The organism is Methylophilus sp. Leaf408, from assembly GCF_916856905.1.
Classification (GTDB): Bacteria; Pseudomonadota; Gammaproteobacteria; order Burkholderiales; family Methylophilaceae; genus Methylophilus.
In genome coordinates this window covers 1,132,044-1,156,716 of sequence record NZ_CAKASK010000001.1, presented here as the reverse complement: position 1 = coordinate 1,156,716, position 24,673 = coordinate 1,132,044, and the positions used below count along the sequence as shown (strand labels likewise).

Here is a 24,673-nt window from a genome sequence, read left to right as displayed (position 1 = left end):
TAAACAAGGCTCGCCACGGCGAGCCTTATTTGTTTTCGGCTGTAAAGTTTACTTCAGCTTGTAAAGGCGGTTTTCCAGGGTTTTACCACCACTGATTTTATCTATCTGGTCACCGCTGACCATGCTCAGTTGCGCCACACGGTCATCCGGGTGAGGGTGGGTCTGGAAAAGCAGCGCTACGCTCCCATCATTATTGCCTAGCAGTTCCATCTCCTGTAATACTTCTGCCAGGCCATACGCGTCATAACCGGCCCTTGCGGCTAATACTGTGCCCATGCTGTCAGCTTCGTATTCAGCACTTTTATCCAGGTTGCGGGCACTGATTTCGGCACCGGTAGTCACGGCACGCTGCGTGATTTTATTTTTGCTGATTTTCTCTTTCAGGAAGGATGTGCCAGCATCCATCAGCGCCTGTTTTTGCATCACTTTTAAATGATGCCTTTGCACGACGTGGGCGATTTCATGACCCAGTACACCAGCCAGTTGTGCTTCGCTGGTTAAGCGTTGATACAGGCCTTTGGTGATCAGTACATACCCACCAGGCGCTGCAAATGCGTTGACATCTGTACTATCAATCACGCCAAAATGCCAGGGCAGGCTGGTACGCTCGGACTGGCTGGCGACCCAGCGCCCGACTTTGTTGACGTATGCTTGCAGCTTAGCATCGTTGACCAGTGGCGCGGCGCCAAGTATCGTGCCGGTCACGTTACGGCCCACTGCAATTTCGTCTTCCTGGCTGGGATTTTTCCAGTTGATATTGGCTAATTTATCCTGCGCAGAAGTATTCTGGCCCTCAGTGGCTTGTGCAGGCTGTTCAGTCTTGCCACCAAGTTGCTCATTCACCCCATCTTTAAGCACCCCTTTCAGGTCCAGGGCGACGGCGGTGCCAGCCATCATGCCGCTACACAGGGCCAGCATAAGCGTTTGTTTGAATAGACTTTTGTTCAATAATCTGCAATTCATGGCTGGCTGGCTCCCTGAAAATATGTGTATTGACGGCTGCTTAAGCCACCGCTGGCGGCAAATTGTTTTGCCTCATCCGCACTGACGGTGTAACTCTCCAGTTTTTTGGTTTCAGCTTCATTGAATTGTGCTGTTTTCAGATCCTCGGCACTCAGTCCGCGGATACCGGTCGTGGAAACCACTTTGCCCGTGCCACTACGGCCGGTAGCCACACCAACTACGCCGGCGACGTTATTACCGCCAGCACTGTTACGTTTAACCGTCAGCAAACGCACCCAGCCGGTTTTGCCTGCGGATTTGATTTGCAGCCAGGCGCCTTTTTTATTCAGGATATCTACCGCCTCGTTTTTATTCACATTACCGACTACTTTGGCATCGCTAAAAGCATCGGCGCGTAATTGATCAGGTTTTAATACAACGCCAGTCTCGGCTGCCATCGCGCTGCTGCAAGCGAGTGCGGTCAACAGTCCCAGTAGACTGTTCTTTATCATGCTTCTTTTTATCATCTAGGTGTCTCAACTTTCTCCGTGGTTGATAAATAGTCTTTTTCCAGTTCTATCATCGCCTGCGCAAACAAGAGCCGCCATTGTGCCGCCAGTTGGTCCGCGCGGTTGACGATATTGCCCTGGTGCATGCCATAACGCAGCGTAGGGTGATGTGGCAGACTCAGCTTATTCAGCAGTGCCGGTAATTGTGCCGCCAGTTGCTGCGCATCCTGCGCTGCAGCCTCACGATAAGCGTCTTCAGGTTTATATTGCCAGCTAACAATGACCATGTCGCCAAACAAGCCCCAGATGCCGCTTTGGGTGCCAACCAGAATATCAGTCTGGTTGGGTGCACGGCAGGCAAATTCGATTTCTTTGCGGACCAGTTTCATCACTGCGTCACCCAAGGTTTCCGGGCTTTCAATCGCTATCGGCATTAGCAAGACTTCCAGTTCTTCACTGTTAGATGTGAGCCCAAACGCCAGCCAGCGCTGCAGGGCACGGTCAGTCGCCAGTGCGTAAATTTTGGCGATACCGAAATAAGCGACTGCCCAGACAATAGGCGCGGCCAGGTCGAGATAAGTATGAATAAAGTTGATCGCCAGGTATGACAATACCAGCAGGCCGATCTGGCTACCGGTAAAGATGCCATTGAAACGGTCTCGGTCTACCTTGAAATAAAACGCCAGTGTGGTCAGCCACACCAATAACAGGCTCAGCAAAATATAAGGCAGTTTTCCGCGCCAGACTTTCAGGTAATCCTGGTGCAAGGTGTTATCCAGCGCCGTTGCCAGAATCTCCACGCCGGGAAATTGCTTATCCATCGCAGTTGGCTTGATATCAAACAGTGCCGGTGCGGTGGAACCTATGATGACAATCTTGTCCTTGAATTCATCACCAGCACGTTTCGGCTGTGAGCTGGAGCTATCGGTGTAAACATCACTGAATGAAACATACTGGTAGGTAAACGGTTTGCCGCGCCAGTTCAGCAGCATGTCATCCGGTGTGTTGCTGGTCTCGAACTGCATGGCATCTGCCACCAGCAAGGCCAGGGCGGGTAAGGTCCAGCCTCTGTCGTGATGGCGCATGCGGTATTGGCGCACCACGCCATCACTATCCGGGTATACATTATGGGTACCCATGCGCTGCTGTTTCCAGGCCCCTTTGAAATACGGGGGGATAGCCGCAAACGTCGCTTGCTGGTCTGCATCAGTGCTATGGGTCAAGCCGGGGATTTGCGCGTAAGTCAGCTGGCTTTTACTGTCCTGGCTGGCGTCCAGCCGCAACAGCGGGAAAAAGCAGTTTTCACAAGCGGTGATGACATCATTGAAGTAGCTGTCGCTGTCAGGGTTGTAAACATCAGCATCCGAAAACACGATATCGAAGATGATCGCTTTCGGTTGCTGGCGCTGGATATTCTCGACCAGCTCGCCTATGACCTGGCGCGGCCACGGCCAGCGGCCATATTCCTTGGACATCGCTTCCAGGCTGGCTTCATTGATATCGATAATGACGATGGCAGGATCAGGATCCGGCTTGAAAATGCGGTTTTTCACCATCATGTCAAACGCCTTGTCGCGCATGTTCTGGCCGACATGGAACACACCTGCATCCAGCAAAATAAAAGCGCTGAACAGCAATGCCAGATACAGGTAAAAATTATTTTTCAGCCTGCGGGTCAGGCTGGCCAGCCAGAACCCCAGCATGAGTTTTAGTTTTAGCATATCGCTCCCTTGTAATGACGTGTGACGCCAAGGTGGGATGGTTAGTATTATTGTCGTACGCCATGCCTGGATTGACCCAAACGGGCCATTGAGAGACAAATGCGATAGTCCTATTCTAGCAACATCACAAATGCACAGGGCCGTTTATGAGTTTAAATCTGAAAATTCTGTTTTTTGGATTTATGCTACTCATGATCATCAGCATGATGGATGCCTTCGTGTGATTGTGTCGTGTTTTCAAGTTAAAGTCATTTATAACCCCGTTTATTCGGGGTTTTTTCTTTTCTAGTACCTAGTCCAACTAGCCAGTAGTCTTACTAGTCACATAAGCTTCACGCGAGTGAAACCTTTCTGCAACAGATGTTTTTAACAATACTCAGGTAAGTACGCAGGCCTAAACACCCGCGTACAAGTTAATCACAGACAATCAGGGAGAATATTCACATGAAGCTTAACTCTTGGGCGATGACTGGCATGCTGGTAATGGCAGCACTGTCACCTGCAACACAGGCGGCCGAACTCATACAAAACGGCGGTTTCGAATCACACGGCGCGGATGTTTACGATATCACCGGCTGGCAAGTGGCGGAGCAGGGCTTTTTTGGCAGTGTGCTGGCGCAAACCGGCACTTCTACTGAGGTCACCGCAAACAATACCGTTGGCGCTTATCAGGGTAGCTACTATGGCATTCTGGATAACTACGGTAATGCCAGCAATGCATTGTTCCAGACCTTCAACACCGGCGCGGTTTCATCAGCTACTTTAAGCTTCCAGATGTTTGTAAATAATCAGAACAGCACCACTAATATCGATGCTGCAGGCTTGGATTACAGCGTAGATGCGACAGACAATCCTAACCAGCACGTGCGTGTAGATGTTTTGAAGGCAGGTGCCGATCCTTTCTCTATCGATAGCGCGGATGTTGTACAAAGCCTTTATATCGGCGGCGCCAATGGTGTGCTAGCAGCGAACAACTATGTGAATTACAGCTTTGACCTGAGTGCTAGCCTGGCTTCAGGCGGAAGTTATATCCTGCGCTTTGCCACTGTGGCAAACCAGAATTCATTACAGCTGGGTGTCGATAACATCAGCCTGAATACAGTATCTGCTGTCCCCGAAGCCGATTCAGTTGCCATGCTGCTGGCAGGCCTGGGCCTGATGGCAGGTGTGATGCGCCGTCGCAAAGATTAATTAAAAATACTATAAACTCTAAATAAAGGAATCATCATGGACTTTTTAAACTTGAAACGCACTGCCGTGGTTGCCATGCTGCTGGGCTCACAACTCGCACTTTCTAACGTTGCCCTGGCTGAAGATGCACAGTTCTGGCTGAATGATGGCGCTGCCAGCCTGAATGACAGCAAAAAACTGGTGCCAAATGCTAAAAAAGCTAAAAACATCATCCTGTTTGTGGGGGATGGTATGGGTATCTCCACCGTGACTGGTGCCCGTATTTTTGAGGGCCAGTTAAAAGGCATAGATGGCGAACGCAACCGCTTGTCATTTGAAGAGTTTCCTTACGTAGCCTTATCCAAGACTTACTCTACTAACCAGCAGACTTCTGATTCTGCCCCGACCATGACGGCAATCGTCTCTGGTGTGAAAACCAATGACGGCATTATTTCGCTGAACCAGTCTGTGGCAAGAAACGAAGCCAATCCATCTGTGATCAACGCTGGCAAGGTAACCACTATCCTGGAACAAGCTGAAGCTGCCGGTAAATCTACAGGCGTAGTGTCTACTGCGCGTATTACGCATGCAACTCCAGCGGCAACTTATGCCCACATTTCAAACCGCGACTGGGAAGCGAACTCCAACCTGTCATCTGCTGCTGCGACTAACGGCGTGAAAGACATAGCTGCGCAACTGATAGACAACTTTGGTAGCGGCAAGATTGGTGATGGTATTGATGTGGTGTTTGGTGGAGGCCGCAGCTACTTCCTGCCAAATACAGTGACTGATATTGAAGGTAGCAAAGGTCGTCGTACCGATGGTCGTAACCTTACGCAAGAATATGTCAGCAAATTTGGTGGTGTATATATTCAGGACAAGAACGGGTTTGATGCATTGAACCCAGTGACTACCAACAAGGTGATCGGTTTGTTCAATCCATCACATATGGAATACGAGCAAGACCGTCCGAACGATATCGCTGGCGAGCCTTCATTATCTGAATTGACCGGCAAGGCGATTGATATCCTGAAGAAAAACCAGAATGGTTATTTCCTGATGGTGGAAGGTGGCCGTATCGACCACGCATCACACGCAGGTAACGCTTACCGTACATTTAAAGATGCAGTGGCATTGTCCGACGCAGTACGCGAAGCCGCAAGCAAGGTGAACTTGAACGACACGCTGATCATTGTGACGGCTGACCATAGCCACACACTGACTATCGGTGGTTACCCGAAACGTGGCAACCCGATTTTGGGTAAGGTGGTTGAGCCTGGTAAAACAGCGCCAACCCTGGCGGCTGACGGCAAGCCTTACACCACTGTGAGCTTTGCCAACGGCCCTGGCTTCCACACCAACTCACCAGGCGACGCTGTGTATAACGAAGCGATTGCTGCCGGTCGTGTAGTGGATATGTCGGGTGTGGATACTGAAGATCCTGATTTCCACCAGGAAGCTTTGGTGCCATTGAGCTCTGAAACCCACGCCGGTGAAGAGGTGGCAATTTACGCGGTGGGGCCTAAATCTTACCTGGTACATGGCGTGCAAGAGCAAAGCTATATTTATCAAGTGATGAAAGACGCTTTTGGTTATTAATTGAGGAACCAAGTGGCTGCGCGGGCAAATTACTGCGTTGCGCGGTACTCAAAATCCTCATGTACTCATGTACACTCCGGTTTTTGCGTGCCGTGCGCCTTGTACTTTATCCCGCTCGCTCACTTATTACGGGTTCTCTAAGAAAGTCTCCGTACCTAGTTTAGGTGTTTTGCAATACAGGGCGACAATTTGTCGCCCTGTGCCACATGATGGAAAAAAGTATGAAAATAATTCAAACGCTAGGATTTGCGACAGTGTTGATGATGGCTGCCAAAGCAAGTATTGCAGAAGAAATCGTCAATGCACGTTTTGAAACGACACAGTGCACGACACCTTGCACAGATGCTTCAGCTAAACGCTTGCAGTGGTGGTTAATGCGTGAAGACGACCAGGTCGAGATCCGCCACCTGCATCAGAATGGCCAGCCAGCACACAACAGTAGCCTGTGGATGAAAAAGCCCGCCGGGCAATTTAACTACAGTTACCTGATGCATGAAGATGGCCGCGCAATTGATTATTCAGATGTAGACTTGAAACTGCTGGCGATTAAAACCGATGCGCAAATCTGGCAGGTGAAGTCACAACTGATTGCTGATGAAGAGTTGGCAAAACTGAAAAAAGTACCGGCAGACAAGCAACAGCAATATGGCCAGGATGTGGAAAAGTATGTTGGTGAACTAGGTAACGGCGTGCGTACAGAAGTATTGTGGATGCCTGCGCTGAAATTGCCATTTACAGTGCAATACCACTATCCGGAGCATACAGTCACCATCCAGATGCAAGCTTTGCAAACGGGAGTGCTTGCTGCCACCGATGCTGCCAAGCCGCCGAAGGCAACACTGGCCACATTAAGCAATTACCAGCATGTAGATTATGCCGACCTCGGTGATATGGAACATAACCCTTCAGAAATGCAGTGGCTGGCTCGCGCGCACGGCGCTCCAGGCTTGCAGGAGCACAATCATTAGTAAGTGCCTGGCTTAAAAGTATTCATACTTAACCTTTAAGAGTCTCCCGTGCCGGTAGACGCAACCCCGTTAGCCGTTATTTTCCTGAGTCCATGTGGCTGCTATTGTCATCGGCTATAATGCCGGCATGGCCCTTCAAATTATTCAATTACTGTTATTGCTGCTGATTGTCGGCATTCTGCTCTGGCATTCACGCAAGCAGCAACAGACCTCACAGCAAGCCCTGGCGCTATTGCTTTCACAGCAACTTGAAGAAAAGCATCGCCTGATGATGGGGGAAATGCATCAATCTCTCAATCTGCTGGCAGATAGATTGCAAAGCCTGAACGCTGACCAGCAGGACCGTTTGCGTGCGCAACTGTCACAAGAATTGACCGCCACGCGGGAATCCATGCAGACATTGCGCGTCGCCATGCAGGAGCTACAGGTTGCCCAGCGTGATCATTTAACCCAAAGCACAGAGCAGCTCAGCCTGAGTTTGCGGAATGGCCTGGCCGAACAAGGCATATCGCAGCAAAACATGCTGAAGACTGCATTGCAAACGACCACACAAACATTGTCGCAAAGCGTTGAAGCGCTGACCAAGATTGTAGATTCGCGCCTTGAGGAAATGAGCGGCAAGGTTTCCGAGCGGCTGGAAGCCGGATTCAAGAAAACCAACGAGACTTTTGTCAGTGTGATGGCACGCCTGGCGACCATTGATGAAGCACAAAAGAAAATTGATGGTCTTAGCGTCAACATGGTCAGCTTGCAGGAATTATTGGGCGACAAACGCAGCCGTGGTGCCTTTGGTGAAGTGCAACTGGAGGGGCTGGTGCGCAATGTGCTGCCCAGCAACAGTTTTGCCATGCAGCATACTTTCAGTAATGGCGCACGCGTGGATTGCGCGTTGTTCCTGCCTGAGCCAACCGGAACTGTTGCGGTGGATAGCAAATTCCCGCTCGAAAATTACCATCGCATGTATGAAAGCAGCCTGGGCGAAGTATTGCAGGCGCAAGCAGGGAAACAGTTTAAGGCGGATATCAGGAAGCATATCGACGATATCAGTCATAAATACATTATTGCCAATGAAACCTCGGATGGTGCGGTGATGTTTATCCCGGCTGAGGCGGTGTTTGCCGAGATTCACGCCTACCATAGCGAAGTTGTGGATTATGCCATGCAGAAACGTGTGTGGCTGGTATCACCAACCACCCTGATGGCCGTGCTGAATACTGCCCGCGCCGTGTTGAAAGATGTGGAAATGCGTAAGCAGGTGCATATCATTAAAGATGAACTCGGCAAGCTTAGCAAAGACTTTAACCGCTTTGATACGCGCATGAAAAAACTGGCTGATAATATCCGCCAGGCGCATGAAAATGCCCAGGATGTGCATATCAGCAGCCAGAAGATCACCCGGCGCTTTGCCCAGATTGAAAAAGTGGAGCTGGCCCAGGAAGAAGGATTGGGTACGCTGGAACTGCTGGATGAACTAGAAGAAATTGAGAAGAGTAACCCGTCATGAAGATCACCATTTTGTATTTTGCACGCATCAAGGAAGTTGTGAATTACTCGTCCGAAGATGTGGTGTTGCCTGAGGGTATAGAGACTATTATCGCCTTGAAGTCATGGCTGTCTAAACGCGGTGAAACCTGGCAGAAACTGTTTAACGGCAGTGGCGTGGTACGTGCTGCAATTAACCATGAACTGGTTGATGATATGGCGACCATGGACGAAGGCGATGAAGTGGCATTTTTCCCGCCGGTGACAGGAGGCTAAGCTTGAGCGCGCCTGTGTATCTCAAGATTTCTGTACAGCCGGAGGATTTTGATACCGGGGCTGAGTTGCAGCAGCTAAAAGCGGCCACGCCGCAGGCGGGCGCATTGGTCAACTTTATCGGCATGGTGCGAGATTTATCGGCGGATGGCAAACTGGATGAAATGGTCATTGAACACTATCCGGGCATGACGGAAGCCGCTTTGCAGCGCATTGCCGAACAGGCTTGCCAGCGCTGGCCATTGCTGGGTATACGCTTGATCCACCGTGTGGGATCATTGGCGGCACAAGCACAGATCGTGCTGGTGGCGACTACCAGCCTGCACAGGCAGGCGGCATTCGAAGCCTGTGCTTTCATGATGGATTATTTAAAAACAGAAGCACCATTCTGGAAAAAAGAAATAGGCGATTTTGGTGAGCGCTGGGTAGAAGCCCGTGCGACCGATGAACATGCCAAACAACAGTGGCAAAAGAATAATGGAAAGTCACCTACATGATGCAAGTATTAAACCCTAATGAACTGACCGTTTCTTACAAACTGTCGCCGATGTCGTTTGAATCAACCGAAACGCTGCTGGAAGCCAGCGACTTAAGCCTTACCGATTATGGCTGGAAGCTCCAGCCCGAGGCACAGAAAACGCTGATGATGGGGTTGTCGATGCAGCAGTCCGGTTGCAATGTGCTGGTGCAGGGTACACCAGGCTCCGGCCGTGCCGGGCTGACCATGGCCGCCATGAAAGCGGCAGCAGTGACCGGTATTGATACTTCACTCACAGACCTGGTCGCCTTATACGATTTTAGCCAGCAATCCGGTGTTAATTACATCAAGCTTCCCGCCGGGTTGGGTTCACAGCTGCGTACGGTAATGGATATATTTATCAAGACGCTGATGGCAGAAATGCCGCAGTGGCTGGATAGCAATGGGCAAGCCAATCTTTCGCTGGCTGAAGTTTGGCTGGAAGAGCGTATCGATAGCATGCGCGCGCAGTTGAGCAGCGCCAAATTATCTCCACTTTTCAATGTGATCAAGCCTGAAATTTTGGCCTATTTGCAGGCTTGGCAACAATTAGGCAATGAACCCGAAAATAACGCGGATGGCCTGGTGAATGAAGGCTTTTTGTCGCGCTTTAGAGTCAATCTGCTGGTGGATCAGCGCGCCAACCTGACTGCAGGGGTTAAGCAGCCTATTGTGGAAGAAAAAGACCCTGGCTTTGCTGCCTTGTTCGGCACGCTGGAGAGCGCTGCCGGTGAAGCAGCGCAATGGCCTGAGTTTTTACGCTTGCGTGCAGGTAGCTTGCACCACGCCGACGGCGGCATGCTGATGTTGCATTTGCGTGACCTGATGCAGGATGAAAGTAACGGCGGTGCCATGCTGGAGAAGTTGTACCGTTTGATGCGTAATCATGAGATTCAGATCGAAGACTGGGCCAACCATGCGCAACAAGGCACAGGCGGTAATCGTCAAAGTGCGTTGCCTGTCAATGTGAAGCTGATCATGATTGCCAGCCGTGAAGATTATTATGATTGCCTGGAAGCCCAGCCGGATTTCTTTGATTTTTTCCCGGTCAAGGTCGAGTTTGAGGACCGGGTGTCGGCGACGCTGGAAAATTATGCCTGGGTGGCAGGCTATATCGCACAAAAATGCCAGCAGCAAGCGCTGCCGCATTTTAGTGGTGCAGCCGTTAATGTGTTGCTGCAGTTCATGCACAGGCTGGAAGAAGATCAAAGCCGCTTCAGTATCCGCTTTGCACACCTGGATCAACTCATGCATGAAAGTGCAGCCGCAGCGGGCGATGAACGTCTGGTGACAGATACGCATGTGAATCAGGCATTATCTGCACGCCTCTTGCGCCAACAGTTTTTTGAAGCACAGATCCGTGATTCGATTATTGATAATGAACTATTAATTCAGGTCCATGGCGACGTGGTCGGCCAAGTGAATGGCTTGACCCATATTGAATTGGGCGATGCCAGTTTTGGCTCGCCAATTCGGATTACTGCGCGCTGTTACCCTGGCCGTAGCGGAGTGATTAATATTGACCGCGAAGTCGAGATGAGTGGTCCCAGTCACGATAAAGGCATCTATATTCTGCAAAACTGGTTAAGCGCCAGCTTTTGGGCATTGGCACCATTAAGCCTGAGTGCTTCATTAGTGTTTGAGCAGGAATACAACGGCGTTGAAGGCGACTCCGCCTCATGCGCGGAATTGTTTGCATTATTGTCGGCATTGACCGGTTTGCCTATCAAGCAGGGCATCGCGGTCACAGGTGCCCTCAACCAGTTTGGTGAAGTGATGCCAATTGGTGGCGTCAACGAAAAAATTGAAGGTTATTTCCGAGTTTGCCAGGCATTGGGCTTGAATGGCGAGCAGGGCGTCATTATCCCGAAACGTAATCAGCGTCATTTGATTCTGGATGAAAGCGTAGTGACGGCAGTTAATAATGGCATGTTCAAAATTATCACCATCGATCATGTGCTGGAAGGCATTGCCTACCTCACCAATAGTGAAGCAGGCACGCAAGAGGCGGATGGTACTTACACCGGTAATACGCTGATGGCGCGCGCACAAACGGTGCTCGCTAGCTTCAGAGCCACGCTGGAACGCAATCAGGCGCACATGGCTTACATTCAACAGCAGGCTGACACAAGCAAGCCTTAATAAAGATAATGGCCAGAGCACACAACCAAAAAGCAGATAAAAAAGCCACGTCAGAGAATGACCAAAACGACAGTTGCCGCCTGGATAAATGGTTGTGGGCGGCACGCTTTTTTAAAACGCGTAGCCTGGCAGCAGATGCGGTGGATGGCGGTAAGGTGCGGGTAGATGGTGACCGCGCCAAAAATGCCAGGGAGATGAAGCCGGGTATGCGCGTCAGCATCAAAAACAAAGACATGCAAATAGAAGTTGAAGTGCTAGCGCTTAGTAATGTGCGTCGTGGAGCGCCAGAAGCAGCCTTGCTTTACCGCGAAACTGAAGAAAGTCTGCGTGTGCGGCAACAGGCCCAGGAAAGCGGCGCTGATAACTTTGCCGAACGGGATCGGGGTGTTGGCCGCCCCACCAAACGGCAAATGCGTGATATTCAGCGCTTTACTGGTCGGGATTAAATATGGAGCAGCTAGCCTAGTTAGGCTTGGAGTAGGCCGTCACAGTACCTGTTTTGGCCACCGCCTGGGCACGACACGAAACATCCAGTTTCTGGAAAATACGTTTCAGGTGATTTTTCACTGTATTGGCACTGATCTCCAGGATCATGCCGATTTCCAGATTGGTTTTACCGCTGCGTACCCAATGCAGAATTTCCTGCTCGCGATCTGATAATCCACCTTGCGCCATAGTATCGAGCAGGTCTTCATCCTTCACAATTGGCTTCAGGTGTTCAACGCGGCGAGTGGCTGCGTCCAGGTGCGGCATGATCATGCCTAATAACTGGTCCGGCACATGAAATTCTTTGCTGCGGTCAAAAAATACATAAATGCAATCAGCCTGGCGGCGGGTATCGCGAACCCCATACACCATCAGTGAGTGCATCTTTTTCAATTGCTGGGTAAACGGGTTGGGCGATTGTGTATAAATGCCATTGGCATCGAATTGATTAACGACATACCACTTTTCTTCGTTTTCAATCCAGCGTTTGTAAAGGTTGCACATCAAGTAATTTACGATGGCGGAGTCTTGTAACAGGCACTGCGTTGTCACATCTGGTAATGATGAGCACACATCAAAATGCAGGTCACCTGTGCTGAAATTGCCCCATGCGGCAAGCAGTACATCGTGACGCATCAGTGGATGAATGTCCTGTTTCAGCCAGTTAAACAGGTCAACATGGCGTTTAATGGCATAGGAAGTCTGTATGGCATGCAAGACGCCTTCCCAATGAGTTTGTTTTTTTTGTGCCTGCATGAAGCCACCTCAGTTGTTATGCTCAGGGCAAACTTTGCCCGTGAATATTCATGGTCTGAGTTTTTTACGGCTGAATTCTGGGTTTCTTTAATATGAGATTTTATGAAGAGCCAAGCTCATCGAATGAAACAATCATTTAAGAAGATCTGAATGACACTGGATTAGAATGAAACAATCACTATTTTTAGTGTCTACCAAGTTAAGTAGCTTAAGTGAGTAATGAGATGGGATTGTTGAACAAGCTTCCGAATGGTGTGCGTTACCCAAGCCATAAAGAATGGCAGTTATTGAAAAAACTGCCAAAGTGGTGGTTACTGGGAACGCTGGTATTTGCCAGCCCGCTAGTCTATACCTGGTGGCAGCAAGGCGAATTGCTGACGCAGAACCTTGAGCGCACCTCCATGTTTTTGGGGTTGCTATTCACGTTCTGGTTTTTTATCGGTGCCATGATCATAGGCCTGGTGGTGATTATTATCATGAAGGGGCCAGGCTATGTGGCTGACCCTTATTACCTGCCCAAAGAAGATAAAGAGCTTGAGAATAAAATTCAAAAGTGATTTAAGAAAAAGTGCTTTAAAGCATTGGTAAATTTAATTCTGGAAGGCAAACTTTTCCGGTTTTCTTTGAAATTCCTGATGCCAGGTATTTTTTCCCTGGCGAAACTCAGCTCCCTTTGAGGCATTCAAGATAAGTCCTTGATTCAAACTGGACTTATAGTCTATAATCCCGCTCTTTTCCAACCTTGCCACACCTGATTCGCATTTAGGGTGGCTTTAACCGTAAGGAGATCTCATGCGACATTATGAAATCGTATTTATTGTCCACCCTGACCAGAGTGAACAAGTGCCTGCGATGATTGAGCGTTACCGTACGCAAATCACCGGCAATGGCGGCAACATCCATCGTCTGGAAGACTGGGGCCGTCGTCAACTTGCCTACCCAATTCAAAAAGTACACAAAGCACACTATGTTCTGATGAATATTGAAGTGAGCCAAGAGTTGCTGGAAGAGTTGGAACACGGCTTCAAATTTAACGATGCTGTATTACGTCACCTGACTATTTCGACGAAAACAGCAGTAACTGCACCTAGCCCAATGATGAAAGAGGAAAAATCCAAAACCATCGTTGGTGACGCACCTGCAGCCACTACTGAGGCAGCCGCCTAAGTCATTGTGAATACGCTGGTAATTGCAGCGACGGTGCAAGCAATTGAACCGTTACGCTATACACCGGCCGGGTTACCCTTGTTGCGTTTGCAGTTGCAACATGATTCAGAGCAGCAGGAAGCAGGTTTGAATCGCAAAGTCCAGTGCCAGTTAGCGGCAGTGTTGATTGGTGAAAAAGCCAACCTGACATTGCAAAGCGGAGATCAGATCAAAGTTAAAGGTTTCCTGGCGCAGCGCAGTGCAAAAAGCACACAAGTGGTCATGCATATACAAGAAATACAGCTAATACAGCATAAAGAATTGAAGGAGTTTTAAATGGCAAGAGATATGTACAAACGTCGCCGTTACTGCCGTTTCAGTGCAGAAGGCATCAAACACGTAGATTACAAAGACGTAGATCTGTTGAAAGATTTCGTTTCTGAAAACTTTAAAATCATTCCAGCCCGTATGACTGGTACTAAGGCTAAATACCAACGTCAACTGACAACTGCGGTTAAACTCGCACGTTTCTTAGCGTTGATGCCTTACACAGACAAACACCCAGGTTAATTGGCGGCTTAGGAGAATAACATGCAAGTAATTTTATTAGAAAAAGTAGCAAACCTGGGCACTTTGGGTGACGTGGTTCGTGTGAAAGACGGTTACGGCCGTAACTTCCTGATTCCTCAAGGTAAAGCAAAGCGTGCAACTGAAGCTAACCAGGCTGAGTTTGCTGCGCGTCGTGCAGATCTGGAAAAACAACAAGCTGATTTGCTGACTGTTGCGCAAGCACGCGGCGAAAAATTGGCTGGTTTTGCTTTGAAAATTGCACAAAAAGCAGGTGTTGATGGTCGTTTGTTTGGTTCTGTCACCAATCTGGACATCGCAACTGGTCTGCAAGCACAAGGTCATGAAGTGAAAAAATCAGATGTACGTTTGCCTAACGGCCCGTTGAAAAATGTGGGTGAGTTTGTTGTGAGCGTTGCACTGCATCATGATGTTGTTGTTGATATCAATGTCACAGTGGTTGCTGAAGCTTAATTCAAGCGTTTAGTAACACATGAAAAGGCTACTTCGGTAGCCTTTTTTATTTTGTAAAAGATACATCCTCAACTAATAATCTACTCACTTTAACTGCCTTGGCCCACAGTTAATTTCAAAACTCGAAAACGCTGATTCGCTTTTCGGTATAATCGCCAGATGGCTGATGAACAACTCGAATTTCTCAAACTTCCCCCGCATTCTATCGAAGCCGAACAATCCGTCTTGGGCGGCCTGTTGCTGGACAATGAAGCGCTGGACAAAATCGCTGATATTTTATCGGGACAAGACTTTTACCAGCACGACCATAAGCTGATTTATGAACATATTGCCAGATTGATTGAACGCAATCAGCCGGCGGATATTGTGACTGTCGCCGAATCGCTCGAAAGCACGGCTGAGCTGACTACCATTGGTGGTGTTGCCTATCTGGGTGCGCTGGCACAAAACACACCAACTGCTGCGAATATTCGCCGCTATGCCGAAATCGTGCATGAGCGATTCGTGATGCGCCAGTTGGTGACTGTAGGTACCGATATCGCCGAAAGCGCTTATCTGCCAAATGGGCGTAATGCGCAGCAATTGCTGGATGAGGCTGAGGCCAAGATTTTCCAGATTGCTGAAGGCGGCAACCGCAAAAGCCAGGGCTTTTTGGGGATGCAGGTATTGCTGCCACAAGTTGCTGACCGGATTGATTACCTGTATTCGCGTGAAAACCATTCGGATGTGACGGGTACACCTACCGGTTTTAGTGATCTGGATTCCATGACTTCAGGCTTGCAGGGTGGCGATCTTGTGATTGTTGCCGGCCGTCCTTCCATGGGTAAAACTGCCTTTGCGATCAACATTGCCGAGAATGTCGCTTTGGAAACCAACAAGGCAGTGGCCATTTTCTCGATGGAGATGGGTGCCACACAATTAACGACGCGTATGATCGGCTCCATTGGCCGGTTGGATCAGCACAAAATGCGTAACGGTAACCTCGAGGATGAAGATTGGGAAAAACTGACCACTGCGCTGGGTAAGCTCAACGAAGCGCCGATTTTTATCGATGAAGGGGCAGGCTTAAGCAGTTTTGATGTGCGTGCACGTGCGCGGCGATTGCACAGGCAAACGGGTGAACTGGGACTGATCGTGATCGATTATTTACAGTTGATGTCAGCACCTTCTGGCCGCTCAGGTGAAAATCGCGCCACGGAAATTTCCGAAATTTCACGTTCTCTCAAATCGCTGGCAAAAGAGTTGAATGTGCCGTTGATTGCCATTTCCCAGTTAAACCGCAGTGTGGACCAGCGTCCGGACAAGCGTCCGGTCATGAGTGACTTGCGTGAATCGGGCGCGATTGAGCAGGATGCTGACTTGATCATGTTCGTGTACCGCGATGAGTACTACAACCCTGACAGTGCTGAAAAAGGCTCTGCCGAGATTATTATCGCCAAGCAGCGTAACGGGCCGATTGGCCGTGTTCGCCTGACCTTTATGGGCGCGCATACACGCTTTGAAAATTATGCCAATGCGGCATACATGCAAGACGAATATTAACGCGCCGGGTTTTCAATATGCGTCCTATCGTTGCTTATATTTCAGAAAAAGCATTGGCACACAACCTGGCACGAGTCAGGCAGTATGCGCCAGAGTCCAAAGTCATTTCCGTAGTAAAGGCAAATGCCTATGGTCATGGTTTGCTGAATGCTGCGCGTGGGCTAAAAGAAACCGATGCGTTTGCGGTCTTGAATATCAGCGAAGCCGTCACTTTGCGGGATGCCGGATATCAGCATCCCATCCTGTTGCTGGAAGGTGTTTTCTCAGCTGAAGAAATAGCACAGGTGGATCGTTACCGGCTGGATATGGTTATTTCTCACCAGGGTCAGCTGCAATGGCTACTCGAATACCAAGTGAATTTACCAGTTCGCGTCTACCTGAAGCTGGACAGCGGGATGCATAGACTGGGTTTCCAGCCTTCTGCTTATCAAGCAGCTTTAGATCAATTGGCCGCCAGCGGAAATGTCAGTGAAATCGTGCTGATGACCCACTTTGCCAATTCAGATATTGCAGACGGTGTCACTCAGGCCATGACTATCGTGGGGCAAGTCATGTCAATCCAGCCTTACAAACGCTCACTGGCTAATTCAGCAGCGATTGTCCAGCAGCCACACACCCATGCTGATTGGGTACGCCCGGGCATTATGCTGTATGGTGCTACACCGATTGCAGATAAAACGGCCGTTTCATTGGAGTTGCAGCCGGTGATGACATTGCAATCCGGGTTGATCGGCGTACAGGAAATTCAGGCGGGCGAGAGTGTAGGTTATGGCAGCTTGTTCACTGCCGATAAACCCATCAGAGTAGGCATCGTCGCTTGCGGCTATGCAGATGGCTATCCTCGCCACGCACCTACCGGAACGCCTGCCGCTGTCAACGGCGTGCTGACACGGACATTGGGCCGAGTGTCTATGGATATGCTGGCGGTTGATATCACGGATATTCCGGATGCCAATATTGGCAGTAGGGTTGAATTATGGGGCAGTTTGGTCCCTGTCGATGCAGTGGCACAAGCCAGCGGAACCATAGGCTATGAGCTGCTTTGTGCAGTGACAGCACGCGTGCCTATGCACGTGATTGATTAGTCGCAACCGCTCGGCTTGTGAAGAAAAATCAGTTGAGATTTGCGGGTGATCTTTAACCATGGGTAGGTTCCAAACGCAGTCTCTGTCATTCATGGTCACACAATAAGCAAAATCAAGGTCTTCATGGCTAAAGCAAAAACACAATATACCTGTACCGAATGTGGTGCTAGCGAGCCTAAATGGCAAGGGCAGTGCCCTAGTTGCCACGCCTGGAATACCTTGGTGGAAACAGTGCCGGAAACTGTTACCCAAAGCCGCTTTGCCAGTTTGGCACCCACGGCACAGTTGCAGAAGCTGGCGGATGTTGAAGCGCAGGATGTTTCGCGTCAGCAGACTGGTATTGCCGAATTTGATCGCGTATTAGGCGGTGGCCTGGTAGCGGGTGGAGTGGTACTGATTGGTGGGGATCCCGGCATCGGCAAATCTACACTGTTGCTGCAAACAGTCTGCAAGGTGTCACAGAACCTGAAATCGTTTTATATCAGCGGCGAAGAGTCTGCGCAGCAGATCGCCATGCGGGCAAAGCGGCTGGGGCTAGATGCCAGTCAGGTTGATGTGCTGGCTGAAATCAATCTGGAAAAAATCAGCCAGGTATTGCAGCAGCATCAGCCTGATCTGGTGATTATTGATTCAATCCAAACAGTGTATTCCGAAGCGTTGCAATCAGCGCCAGGTTCGGTGGCACAAGTGCGTGAATGCAGTGCGCAGCTGACACGTATCGCCAAGCAATTGGGCATCAGCATGATACTGGTCGGCCATGTCACCAAGGAGGGTTCGTTGGCAGGCCCGCGTGTGCTTGAGCATATTGTGGATAGCGTGCTGTATTTCGAGGGTGACCAGAATTCGAGTTTTCGGCTGATCCGTGCCTTCAAGAATCGTTTTGGCGCCGTGAACGAGCTGGGCGTGTTTGCCATGACTGAAAAGGGCTTGCGCGAGGTCAGCAATCCCTCTGCCCTGTTTTTGTCTCATCACGATACCCCTGTTCCAGGGTCATGCATCACGGTAACGCAAGAGGGTACCCGTCCCTTATTGGTTGAAATACAGGCATTGGTTGATACCTCCCATGCTCCGAACCCCAAGCGATTGTGTGTTGGCTTAGAGCAGAACCGCTTGGCAATGCTGCTGGCGGTATTGCATCGACATGCCGGCGTCGCGTGTTTCGATCAGGATGTATTTATCAATGCAGTGGGCGGCGTGAAAATCAGTGAGCCCGCCGTGGATTTGGCAGTACTGTTGTCGATTGTTTCATCCTTTAAAAATAAGCCATTGCTAAACAAATTAATTGTGTTTGGCGAAGTAGGGCTGGCGGGAGAAGTTCGGCCAGTACAACGCGGTCAGGAGCGTCTTAAAGAAGCTGCCAAGCTGGGATTCACCCATGCCATTATCCCCAAAGCCAATGCGCCTAAAGGCGGCGTGCCTGGGTTGCATATTGATGCGATTGACAGGCTGGAACAAGCCATCGATCTGTTGCGGGGATAAAAAAATGGCTACGATGTCAGGGAGTGGCATCGTTGCCTTGAGTGGTGGTTGTTCAGAAGAGGTTGAACAGTCACAGGGAAGTGGGTTTGATATTGATAATCTAGCTTCGCTATTTATCTGCCTTTAGTTTTTTCAATTTTATTCACTGTGCCAACAGGCATTTCCAGGGCAACTGCCCGCTATGCATAAAATCCTGTTTTATTCTTAACAGAGCATTTTTAAAGACTTCATATTGATTCATGACTGCGTATTGATTCCAGTGAGTGCAGTATAAGAAGTTTGAACTGGCAGGTCAGTTACAAAGCGCCCGGTTTTGTAGCAGTTTGTAGCCGTCTGGATACAAGTCTGGGTAAGGCTTGGCGTTGAATTGGCGCGGTTATTTTCACAAAATCTTCATGAAACTATATGGTTCGTTTCTTGCCTTATCCTGTGTGTGTCCTTAACACACCAATATGACAATAATATGACGGGATGTAATAAAGGTGGAAATGGAGAGAAACAATGAAAAAAACGCTAATACTGATTTCCCTGCTGCTATCTGCTTGCGCAAGTAACCAGCCAACGCCACACGCTACCAGCGATGGCAGGCCGGGTTACAAACTTACCTGTAGCGAATTTAATACCACGCTGGAGCAATGCAAGGAAAAAGCCAGTGAAAACTGCTCACATGATTTTGAAGTTGATCCGCATCTTTCCTATCGTGAGACTTATCCGGATGCAGGTGACGGTATCTATGTTCCGGCCAGAAATCATTTGGTAGTAGGTTGCAAAGATCCGCAAGCTTAAAGTTGGAAGAGCGGAGTTCGGTCTAGCCTAATATCAGATTGGCAACCGCGACTCCACTTCTGACAGCGCCTTCAATGGTGGCTGGATACGGTCCGGCAGTATAATCGCCCGCAAGGTAAATATGCGGCTGGGAAGTCTTGTTTTGTGGGCGATGTAGATCCGGCGTGCAACTGAAAGTGGCGCGCTTTTCGGTAATGACTTGCGTCCACAAGAGTGCTGTTTCAAGTTGGATGTCATGCGATGACAATGCCTGATTCAACTCATTGATACATTGCTGTATCAATGCTGCCTTATCACCATTTAATGGCCCATGTGCACTGATCACTACCGCCAGCAAACCTGCCTGGTCACAGCATTGCCCTCTGTCAAATACCCATTGTGCCAGACCGCCATACAATCCCATGACCCGGTAGGGTAGCCTGAAATGAGTCGAATATTGCAGGTACACCGTGGTGATCGGCTGGTATTCAAATGCTGGCACCGCAATGTCACTAACCACGGTTTTCAATTGATGCGGGCCTAAAGCCAGAATCACATCATCGAATAACTGTGTGCCTTCTGAGGTTTCCAGCACGCAATGAGAGTGTTCGTTTTTGACAGAAATCACAGGCGTGCGCAATGATACTTTGCCACCTGAGATGCTAATTTTCCCCAGCAAAGGCTCAATCAGGCTGCTGGATAAATCCGACTTCAGAATCAGAAAGTCACTGTCTGAACGCTTTTGTTGAAAGCTGTCACGCAATACATTCAGAAATACCTGCGCACTGGCAATCTGGATAGGGGTATTCAATGCGGCCAGGCACAAAGGCTCCCATAAGGTCTTGATGGCAGTTTCTGTTTGGTGGCCTTGCTTTAACAGGTTTTCAACAGTGGTATCTTGCATTAGGGTAAATGCAGATTGTTTTAACCACAACATCCAGCGGATGGCTTGCCATTTGCTGTTAACAGTCAATCCATGCGCGGTGAGCAATCCCCATAATAAATGCAAGGGAGCAGGTAACCAGGTTGGTGTAACAAGTGACATGCGATCCGCGCGATGATGCATATGTAATGCCAATGGCACACGGGTAAAGAGATGCTCGGGATTCAGGCCAGCTTCGCCTAATAATGCCCGTGTGGCCTGATAAGCCCCTATACATAAATGCTGGCCATTATCTAACATGGCTTCAGCATGTTGCACACCACGTGCACGGCCACCGGCTTGCGGAGCAGCTTCAAATAGCGATACCTTGTGTCCTGATCTCAGTAAGGTGTAGGCGGCCGCCAGCCCGGCCAGCCCGGCACCGACAACCGCAATATTGCGGGGAGTAGGCGTGTGGTTAAGCATTCCAATGCATCAGCGGCGTTTAAACCATACGCCCAGGGCCAGTTTCAGTTTCCTGAAAGGGGGCAGCATGACTTTGTGGTTAAGCACCAAGTTAGGGTCTTGCTTGATTTCCCGCAGTAGTGCGCGGTAAATGGCTGCCATCATCAGTCCAGGTAGCTGGGTTTTGATATCAGCTTCAGGCAACTGGTTAATGGCTTTGTCATAAAACATTTCTGCACGTTCAATCTGCTTGAGCAATAAAGCCTGTGTCTGCACAGAGGGCTGGCTTTGCAGTAACTGCTGTTCAGTTACGCCCGCTTTTTCCAGTTCATCAATCGGGATATAAATCCTGCCGCGTCTGGCGTCTTCGCCAATATCGCGAATAATGTTGGTCAGTTGGAAAGCCATTCCCAGGTCATGCGCATAGCCCAGCGTGGATTTATCACTGTAGCCAAAAATTTGCGCCGAGAGCAGGCCGACGACGCTGGCGACGCGGTAGCAATATAATGCCAGTTGCTCAAAATCGGCATAGCGGTTGTACTGCGTATCCATTTGCATGCCATCGATAATTTCTATGAAATGCGCTTCTTGCAAGCCAAATTCTTCCACTACTGGCTTCAATGCCTTGGTGACCGGGTGCTGCGGGGTTTCATGAAATAAACGATGTATTTCCTGTTTCCACCATTGCAGCTTGGTTTGTGCGATCTGGTAATCCGTACATTCATCGACGACATCATCTACTTCGCGGCAAAACGCATATAGCGCAGTCATTGCTTCACGTTTTTGCTTGGGCAAAAACACAAAGCTCAGTGTAAAGCTGGAGCCGCTTTGTTTTGTTTTTTGCTGGCAGTATTGTTGCGGGGTCATTGTTTAAACAGGGCTTTCAGCAAAATAATCGGCCAATCAAAAGCATTCAGTGTTGGACGGTGGTGGTAAATATCGCCACGGCAAAGCTTCAATTTATAAATAATACGTTCGCCACCGGCGACTATCATGCGTAGCTCGAACCCGATACGGCCAGTCAAATGTCTGCCCAGCGGTTTACCGGCCTGCAATAATTGCTCGGCGCGGGCTACATTGTACAAAAAGAATGCCTGCCAGATAGCATCTAATCGTTGCTGGCGTAAATCCTGTTCGCTGATACCGGCAGCGAGCATTTCGTCCTGGCAGAGATATATGCGTCCATTGAGGCCATGCTTTTGCAGGTCAATGGCAATGTCCTGGTAAAAATTAATCAGCTGCAAAGCCGTGCAAATCTGATCTGACCATTGGCGGTTTTGCGCTGTATCCGCGCCATATAATTGCAGCATCAACCTGCCAACCGGATTGGCGGAGCGGCGGCAGTAATCCAGCAGTTCAGCAAAATCGGCATAGCGGGTTTTGACGACATCCTGTTTAAACGCGCTGATTAAATCCAGCAGGGATTGCACCTCAAGCTTGTGTGTTCTGATTACATGCTGCAGCGTTTTAAACAGCGGGCGTTCAGCCTGAATATAGGCCTGGATCAGTAATAACTCATCTTCGTAGGACTCTAGTGACTGCAAACGCTCCGATTCACTGGCGTCGCCTTCATCGGCAATATCATCGGCTTCTCGCGCAAACTGGTAAATCACACTGACCGCATAGCGTAAATGCGCGGGGAGCAACAATGAAGCTACCGGGAAATTCTCATAATGTGTCTGTGCCAGTGGCAGGCTGGCCGGTGTCTTCACTGGCTTGGAAAAGGCTTGCATGGCTTAAGTATGCCATAAATCCGTGATACGCTTACACCTTGGATATAACTAGCGTTAATAGAAAGAGATCATAGGATGTTAGGCATTATTGGGGGCACCGGGCTGACAGAGCTCACCAATCTGAATATTTCAAAACGCCTGATTGTGCGCACGCCATATGGCAAACCTTCACAGCCACTGGTTTTTGGTGAAATAAACGGTAAGGAAGTGGTTTTCCTGGCGCGACACGGCGGCGGACATACCATTCCACCACATGCAGTCAATTACCGCGCTAATATCTGGGCGTTGCATTCGGTAGGTGTGAGAGACTTGCTGGCAGTAGCGACAGTAGGGGGTATTTCACAAAACCTTATTCCAGGCGATATTGTTTTGCCTAACCAGATTCTGGATTACACCTATGGCCGAGATAACACCTACCATGACGGTGTTGAGTTGCCGGTAAGACACATTGATTTCACCCAGCCTTATTCGCAAACCATGCGTGAGCGCTGCCAGAAAGCAGCTCTTGATGCAGGCTGTGGATTGGTGGAAGGGGGCGTTTATGCCTGCGTACAAGGGCCCCGACTGGAAACCGCCGCTGAAATTGACCGATATGAACGCGATGGCGCAACCGTTGTAGGTATGACCGGTATGCCGGAAGCGGCGCTAGCACGCGAGCTGGGTGTTTCCTATGCCGCGCTTTGCCCGGTAGCTAATTTTGCTGCCGGTCGCGGCGATAGCGCGCAAGCCATTCATTTTGAGCAGGTGATGCCTTTATTGCAGCAAACCATGGAAAAAGTGAAGTGTGTGATTGCGCAATATTTATCTGACCACAACTGCGCAACCGCATGATCTATTTTTCGATATATGTAATGGAGCCTGATCATGGCTATTAAACCAGTGCTCAGAATGGGCGACCCGGTGTTGTATCAAGTGGCTGAAAAAGTCACCGAGTTTGATACACCAGACTTGCATGCATTGATACAAGACATGCATGACACCATGACCGAGATGAATGGTGCCGGTATTGCCGCGCCTCAAATTGGTGTGAGTTTGCAGGTGGTCATGTTTGGTGTAGGCAAAAACCCGCGTTACCCTGATGCTGAGGAGGTGCCATTCACTATCTTGATTAATCCTGAGCTCATACCTGTTGGAAACGAAGAGGAAGATGGCTGGGAAGGGTGCTTGTCGGTACCTGGGATGCGAGGGATTGTTCCAAGGTTTCTGCATTTACGCTATAAAGGTTTTGACCCGCAAGGTAACGTGATAGATCGCACTGTCAGCGGTTTCCATGCAAGGGTAGTGCAGCACGAATGTGATCATCTTTTTGGCATACTTTACCCCATGCGTATCCGCGATCTAACAAAATTTGGCTTTAATGATGTACTTTTTCCTGGAATAACACTTCCAGACGACTGATTGTTTGCTATAATTCTGCCTTCCGGAAGAGTGGCAGAGCGGTTTAATGCTACAGTCTTGAAAACTGTCGAGGGTTCACGCCCTCCGTGAGTTCGAATCTCACCTCTTCCGCCAGTTACCAAGATGCCGCATAAATGCGGCATTTCTATTTAAAGTTTTATAATCACTTTAATTTATTAAGGAATTTGTCATGACTCAAATTATCATCGACCACAATCCATCTGAAGAAAAATTGAAAGACCTGGGCGTAAAAAGCTGGAATACCTGGGATTGCGCACCTTCAAAATTCCCTCTGGATTTCACTGCGACTGAAAAAGCTTACGTATTGGAAGGCGAATTCAAAGTAACTCCACAAGGTGGCGACACTGTAACGATCAAAGCTGGTGATTACGTTGAGTTTCCAAAAGGCCTGAAATCCCAGTGGGAAGTTGTGAAGCAATTGAAAAAACACTACAAACATTTCTAATAGATTGTAGTCGCAAGTATTCAATAAAAAAGCCCTGCATCGCAGGGCTTTTTGTTTTGGATCAAGCTTTATCATTAAATTTTGCAAAGTATGCAGAGTATTTAAACGCAATACAGCATCACTCTC

Annotated in this window: 27 protein-coding genes and 1 tRNA gene; 21 read left to right on the top strand and 7 right to left on the bottom strand. The window is 49.2% G+C overall.

Going from position 1 to position 24,673, the window contains the following annotated elements:
- Positions 1–48: 48 nt before the first annotated feature.
- The 3 genes from LPA26_RS05195 to LPA26_RS05185 are packed head-to-tail and all read right to left on the bottom strand — an operon-like array spanning position 49 to position 3,172.
- Positions 49–963, bottom strand: coding sequence for a M48 family metalloprotease (locus LPA26_RS05195; protein ID WP_229007575.1), 915 nt, complete (start codon positions 961–963; stop codon positions 49–51).
- Positions 960–1,454, bottom strand: a complete 495-nt coding sequence (locus LPA26_RS05190) for an SH3 domain-containing protein (RefSeq protein ID WP_229007574.1) — start codon at positions 1,452–1,454, stop codon at positions 960–962. Before LPA26_RS05190 ends, LPA26_RS05195 begins: the two co-directional genes overlap by 4 nt.
- A gap of 11 nt (positions 1,455–1,465) precedes the next feature.
- Complete coding sequence (locus LPA26_RS05185; protein WP_229007573.1) at positions 1,466–3,172, bottom strand: CHASE2 domain-containing protein; 1,707 nt, start codon at positions 3,170–3,172, stop codon at positions 1,466–1,468.
- Positions 3,173–3,616: 444 nt separating this feature from the next.
- Between LPA26_RS05185 and LPA26_RS05180 the strand changes: the two genes are divergently transcribed.
- The 8 genes from LPA26_RS05180 (at position 3,617) to LPA26_RS05145 (ending at position 11,769) form a co-directional block, all read left to right on the top strand.
- Positions 3,617–4,363, top strand: coding sequence for a PEP-CTERM sorting domain-containing protein (locus tag LPA26_RS05180; RefSeq protein ID WP_229007572.1), 747 nt, complete (start codon positions 3,617–3,619; stop codon positions 4,361–4,363).
- 36 nt (positions 4,364–4,399) lie between these two features.
- On the top strand, positions 4,400–5,941 hold the full coding sequence (locus LPA26_RS05175) for an alkaline phosphatase (protein WP_229007571.1): 1,542 nt from the start codon (positions 4,400–4,402) through the stop codon (positions 5,939–5,941).
- A 221-nt stretch (positions 5,942–6,162) separates the two neighbouring features.
- On the top strand, positions 6,163–6,909 hold the full coding sequence (locus LPA26_RS05170) for a hypothetical protein (protein ID WP_229007570.1): 747 nt from the start codon (positions 6,163–6,165) through the stop codon (positions 6,907–6,909).
- Positions 6,910–7,036: 127 nt separating this feature from the next.
- Positions 7,037–8,413, top strand: a complete 1,377-nt coding sequence (locus tag LPA26_RS05165; RefSeq protein WP_229008331.1) for a DNA recombination protein RmuC — start codon at positions 7,037–7,039, stop codon at positions 8,411–8,413.
- Positions 8,410–8,667 (top strand): molybdopterin converting factor subunit 1, encoded by a 258-nt coding sequence (moaD, locus tag LPA26_RS05160; protein ID WP_055867262.1) that lies wholly within the window; start codon positions 8,410–8,412, stop codon positions 8,665–8,667. The genes LPA26_RS05165 and moaD overlap by 4 nt, the downstream gene beginning before the upstream one ends.
- A gap of 2 nt (positions 8,668–8,669) precedes the next feature.
- The gene (locus LPA26_RS05155; protein ID WP_229007569.1) at positions 8,670–9,161 is read left to right on the top strand and encodes a molybdenum cofactor biosynthesis protein MoaE; all 492 of its coding nucleotides are present in this window, start codon (positions 8,670–8,672) and stop codon (positions 9,159–9,161) included.
- Complete coding sequence (locus LPA26_RS05150) at positions 9,158–11,323, top strand: Lon protease family protein (RefSeq protein ID WP_229007568.1); 2,166 nt, start codon at positions 9,158–9,160, stop codon at positions 11,321–11,323. The genes LPA26_RS05155 and LPA26_RS05150 overlap by 4 nt, the downstream gene beginning before the upstream one ends.
- 8 nt (positions 11,324–11,331) lie before the next feature.
- The gene (locus LPA26_RS05145; protein ID WP_229007567.1) at positions 11,332–11,769 is read left to right on the top strand and encodes an RNA-binding S4 domain-containing protein; all 438 of its coding nucleotides are present in this window, start codon (positions 11,332–11,334) and stop codon (positions 11,767–11,769) included.
- A gap of 16 nt (positions 11,770–11,785) precedes the next feature.
- Here LPA26_RS05145 and epsA read toward each other — a convergent pair whose 3' ends face one another.
- Positions 11,786–12,565 (bottom strand): XrtB/PEP-CTERM-associated transcriptional regulator EpsA, encoded by a 780-nt coding sequence (epsA, locus tag LPA26_RS05140; protein ID WP_055825772.1) that lies wholly within the window; start codon positions 12,563–12,565, stop codon positions 11,786–11,788.
- A gap of 224 nt (positions 12,566–12,789) precedes the next feature.
- On the opposite strand from epsA, the gene LPA26_RS05135 reads away from it, so the two are divergent.
- From LPA26_RS05135 to LPA26_RS05095, 9 genes are all read left to right on the top strand, one after another.
- Complete coding sequence (locus tag LPA26_RS05135) at positions 12,790–13,122, top strand: hypothetical protein (protein WP_055825768.1); 333 nt, start codon at positions 12,790–12,792, stop codon at positions 13,120–13,122.
- Between the two features lie 235 nt (positions 13,123–13,357).
- On the top strand, positions 13,358–13,732 hold the full coding sequence (gene rpsF / locus LPA26_RS05130; RefSeq protein ID WP_055825765.1) for a 30S ribosomal protein S6: 375 nt from the start codon (positions 13,358–13,360) through the stop codon (positions 13,730–13,732).
- A gap of 6 nt (positions 13,733–13,738) precedes the next feature.
- Positions 13,739–14,047, top strand: a complete 309-nt coding sequence (priB, locus tag LPA26_RS05125) for a primosomal replication protein N (RefSeq protein WP_055825761.1) — start codon at positions 13,739–13,741, stop codon at positions 14,045–14,047.
- On the top strand, positions 14,048–14,281 hold the full coding sequence (gene rpsR / locus LPA26_RS05120) for a 30S ribosomal protein S18 (RefSeq protein WP_055825757.1): 234 nt from the start codon (positions 14,048–14,050) through the stop codon (positions 14,279–14,281).
- Positions 14,282–14,302: 21 nt separating this feature from the next.
- On the top strand, positions 14,303–14,752 hold the full coding sequence (rplI, locus tag LPA26_RS05115) for a 50S ribosomal protein L9 (protein WP_229007565.1): 450 nt from the start codon (positions 14,303–14,305) through the stop codon (positions 14,750–14,752).
- A gap of 159 nt (positions 14,753–14,911) precedes the next feature.
- Positions 14,912–16,294 (top strand): replicative DNA helicase, encoded by a 1,383-nt coding sequence (gene dnaB / locus LPA26_RS05110; protein ID WP_055825751.1) that lies wholly within the window; start codon positions 14,912–14,914, stop codon positions 16,292–16,294.
- Between the two features lie 17 nt (positions 16,295–16,311).
- Positions 16,312–17,379 (top strand): alanine racemase, encoded by a 1,068-nt coding sequence (alr, locus tag LPA26_RS05105; protein ID WP_229007564.1) that lies wholly within the window; start codon positions 16,312–16,314, stop codon positions 17,377–17,379.
- A 123-nt stretch (positions 17,380–17,502) separates the two neighbouring features.
- Positions 17,503–18,858, top strand: coding sequence for a DNA repair protein RadA (radA, locus tag LPA26_RS05100; protein WP_229007563.1), 1,356 nt, complete (start codon positions 17,503–17,505; stop codon positions 18,856–18,858).
- A 501-nt stretch (positions 18,859–19,359) separates the two neighbouring features.
- Positions 19,360–19,644 (top strand): hypothetical protein, encoded by a 285-nt coding sequence (locus tag LPA26_RS05095; protein WP_229007562.1) that lies wholly within the window; start codon positions 19,360–19,362, stop codon positions 19,642–19,644.
- A gap of 22 nt (positions 19,645–19,666) precedes the next feature.
- On the opposite strand, the gene hpnE is transcribed toward LPA26_RS05095, so the two are convergent.
- Genes hpnE through hpnC form a run of 3 tightly spaced genes read right to left on the bottom strand, consistent with a single transcriptional unit; the run spans position 19,667 to position 22,683 of the window.
- Positions 19,667–20,971, bottom strand: coding sequence for a hydroxysqualene dehydroxylase HpnE (hpnE, locus tag LPA26_RS05090; RefSeq protein WP_229007561.1), 1,305 nt, complete (start codon positions 20,969–20,971; stop codon positions 19,667–19,669).
- A gap of 9 nt (positions 20,972–20,980) precedes the next feature.
- Positions 20,981–21,817, bottom strand: coding sequence for a presqualene diphosphate synthase HpnD (gene hpnD / locus LPA26_RS05085; protein ID WP_229007560.1), 837 nt, complete (start codon positions 21,815–21,817; stop codon positions 20,981–20,983).
- Entirely contained in the window at positions 21,814–22,683 is an 870-nt protein-coding gene (gene hpnC / locus LPA26_RS05080) for a squalene synthase HpnC (RefSeq protein ID WP_229007559.1), read from the bottom strand. The genes hpnD and hpnC overlap by 4 nt, the downstream gene beginning before the upstream one ends.
- A 75-nt stretch (positions 22,684–22,758) precedes the next feature.
- On the opposite strand from hpnC, the gene LPA26_RS05075 reads away from it, so the two are divergent.
- The 4 genes from LPA26_RS05075 to LPA26_RS05060 all read left to right on the top strand — a co-directional run bounded on the left by LPA26_RS05075 (position 22,759) and on the right by LPA26_RS05060 (position 24,547).
- Positions 22,759–23,514, top strand: a complete 756-nt coding sequence (locus LPA26_RS05075) for an S-methyl-5'-thioinosine phosphorylase (RefSeq protein WP_229007558.1) — start codon at positions 22,759–22,761, stop codon at positions 23,512–23,514.
- 33 nt (positions 23,515–23,547) lie between these two features.
- Positions 23,548–24,081 (top strand): peptide deformylase, encoded by a 534-nt coding sequence (gene def / locus LPA26_RS05070; protein WP_229007557.1) that lies wholly within the window; start codon positions 23,548–23,550, stop codon positions 24,079–24,081.
- Positions 24,082–24,105: 24 nt separating this feature from the next.
- Positions 24,106–24,195: transfer RNA gene (locus LPA26_RS05065), tRNA-Ser, on the top strand.
- Positions 24,196–24,271: 76 nt separating this feature from the next.
- Positions 24,272–24,547, top strand: coding sequence for a cupin domain-containing protein (locus LPA26_RS05060; RefSeq protein ID WP_055825723.1), 276 nt, complete (start codon positions 24,272–24,274; stop codon positions 24,545–24,547).
- The last annotated feature ends 126 nt before the right edge of the window (positions 24,548–24,673 follow it).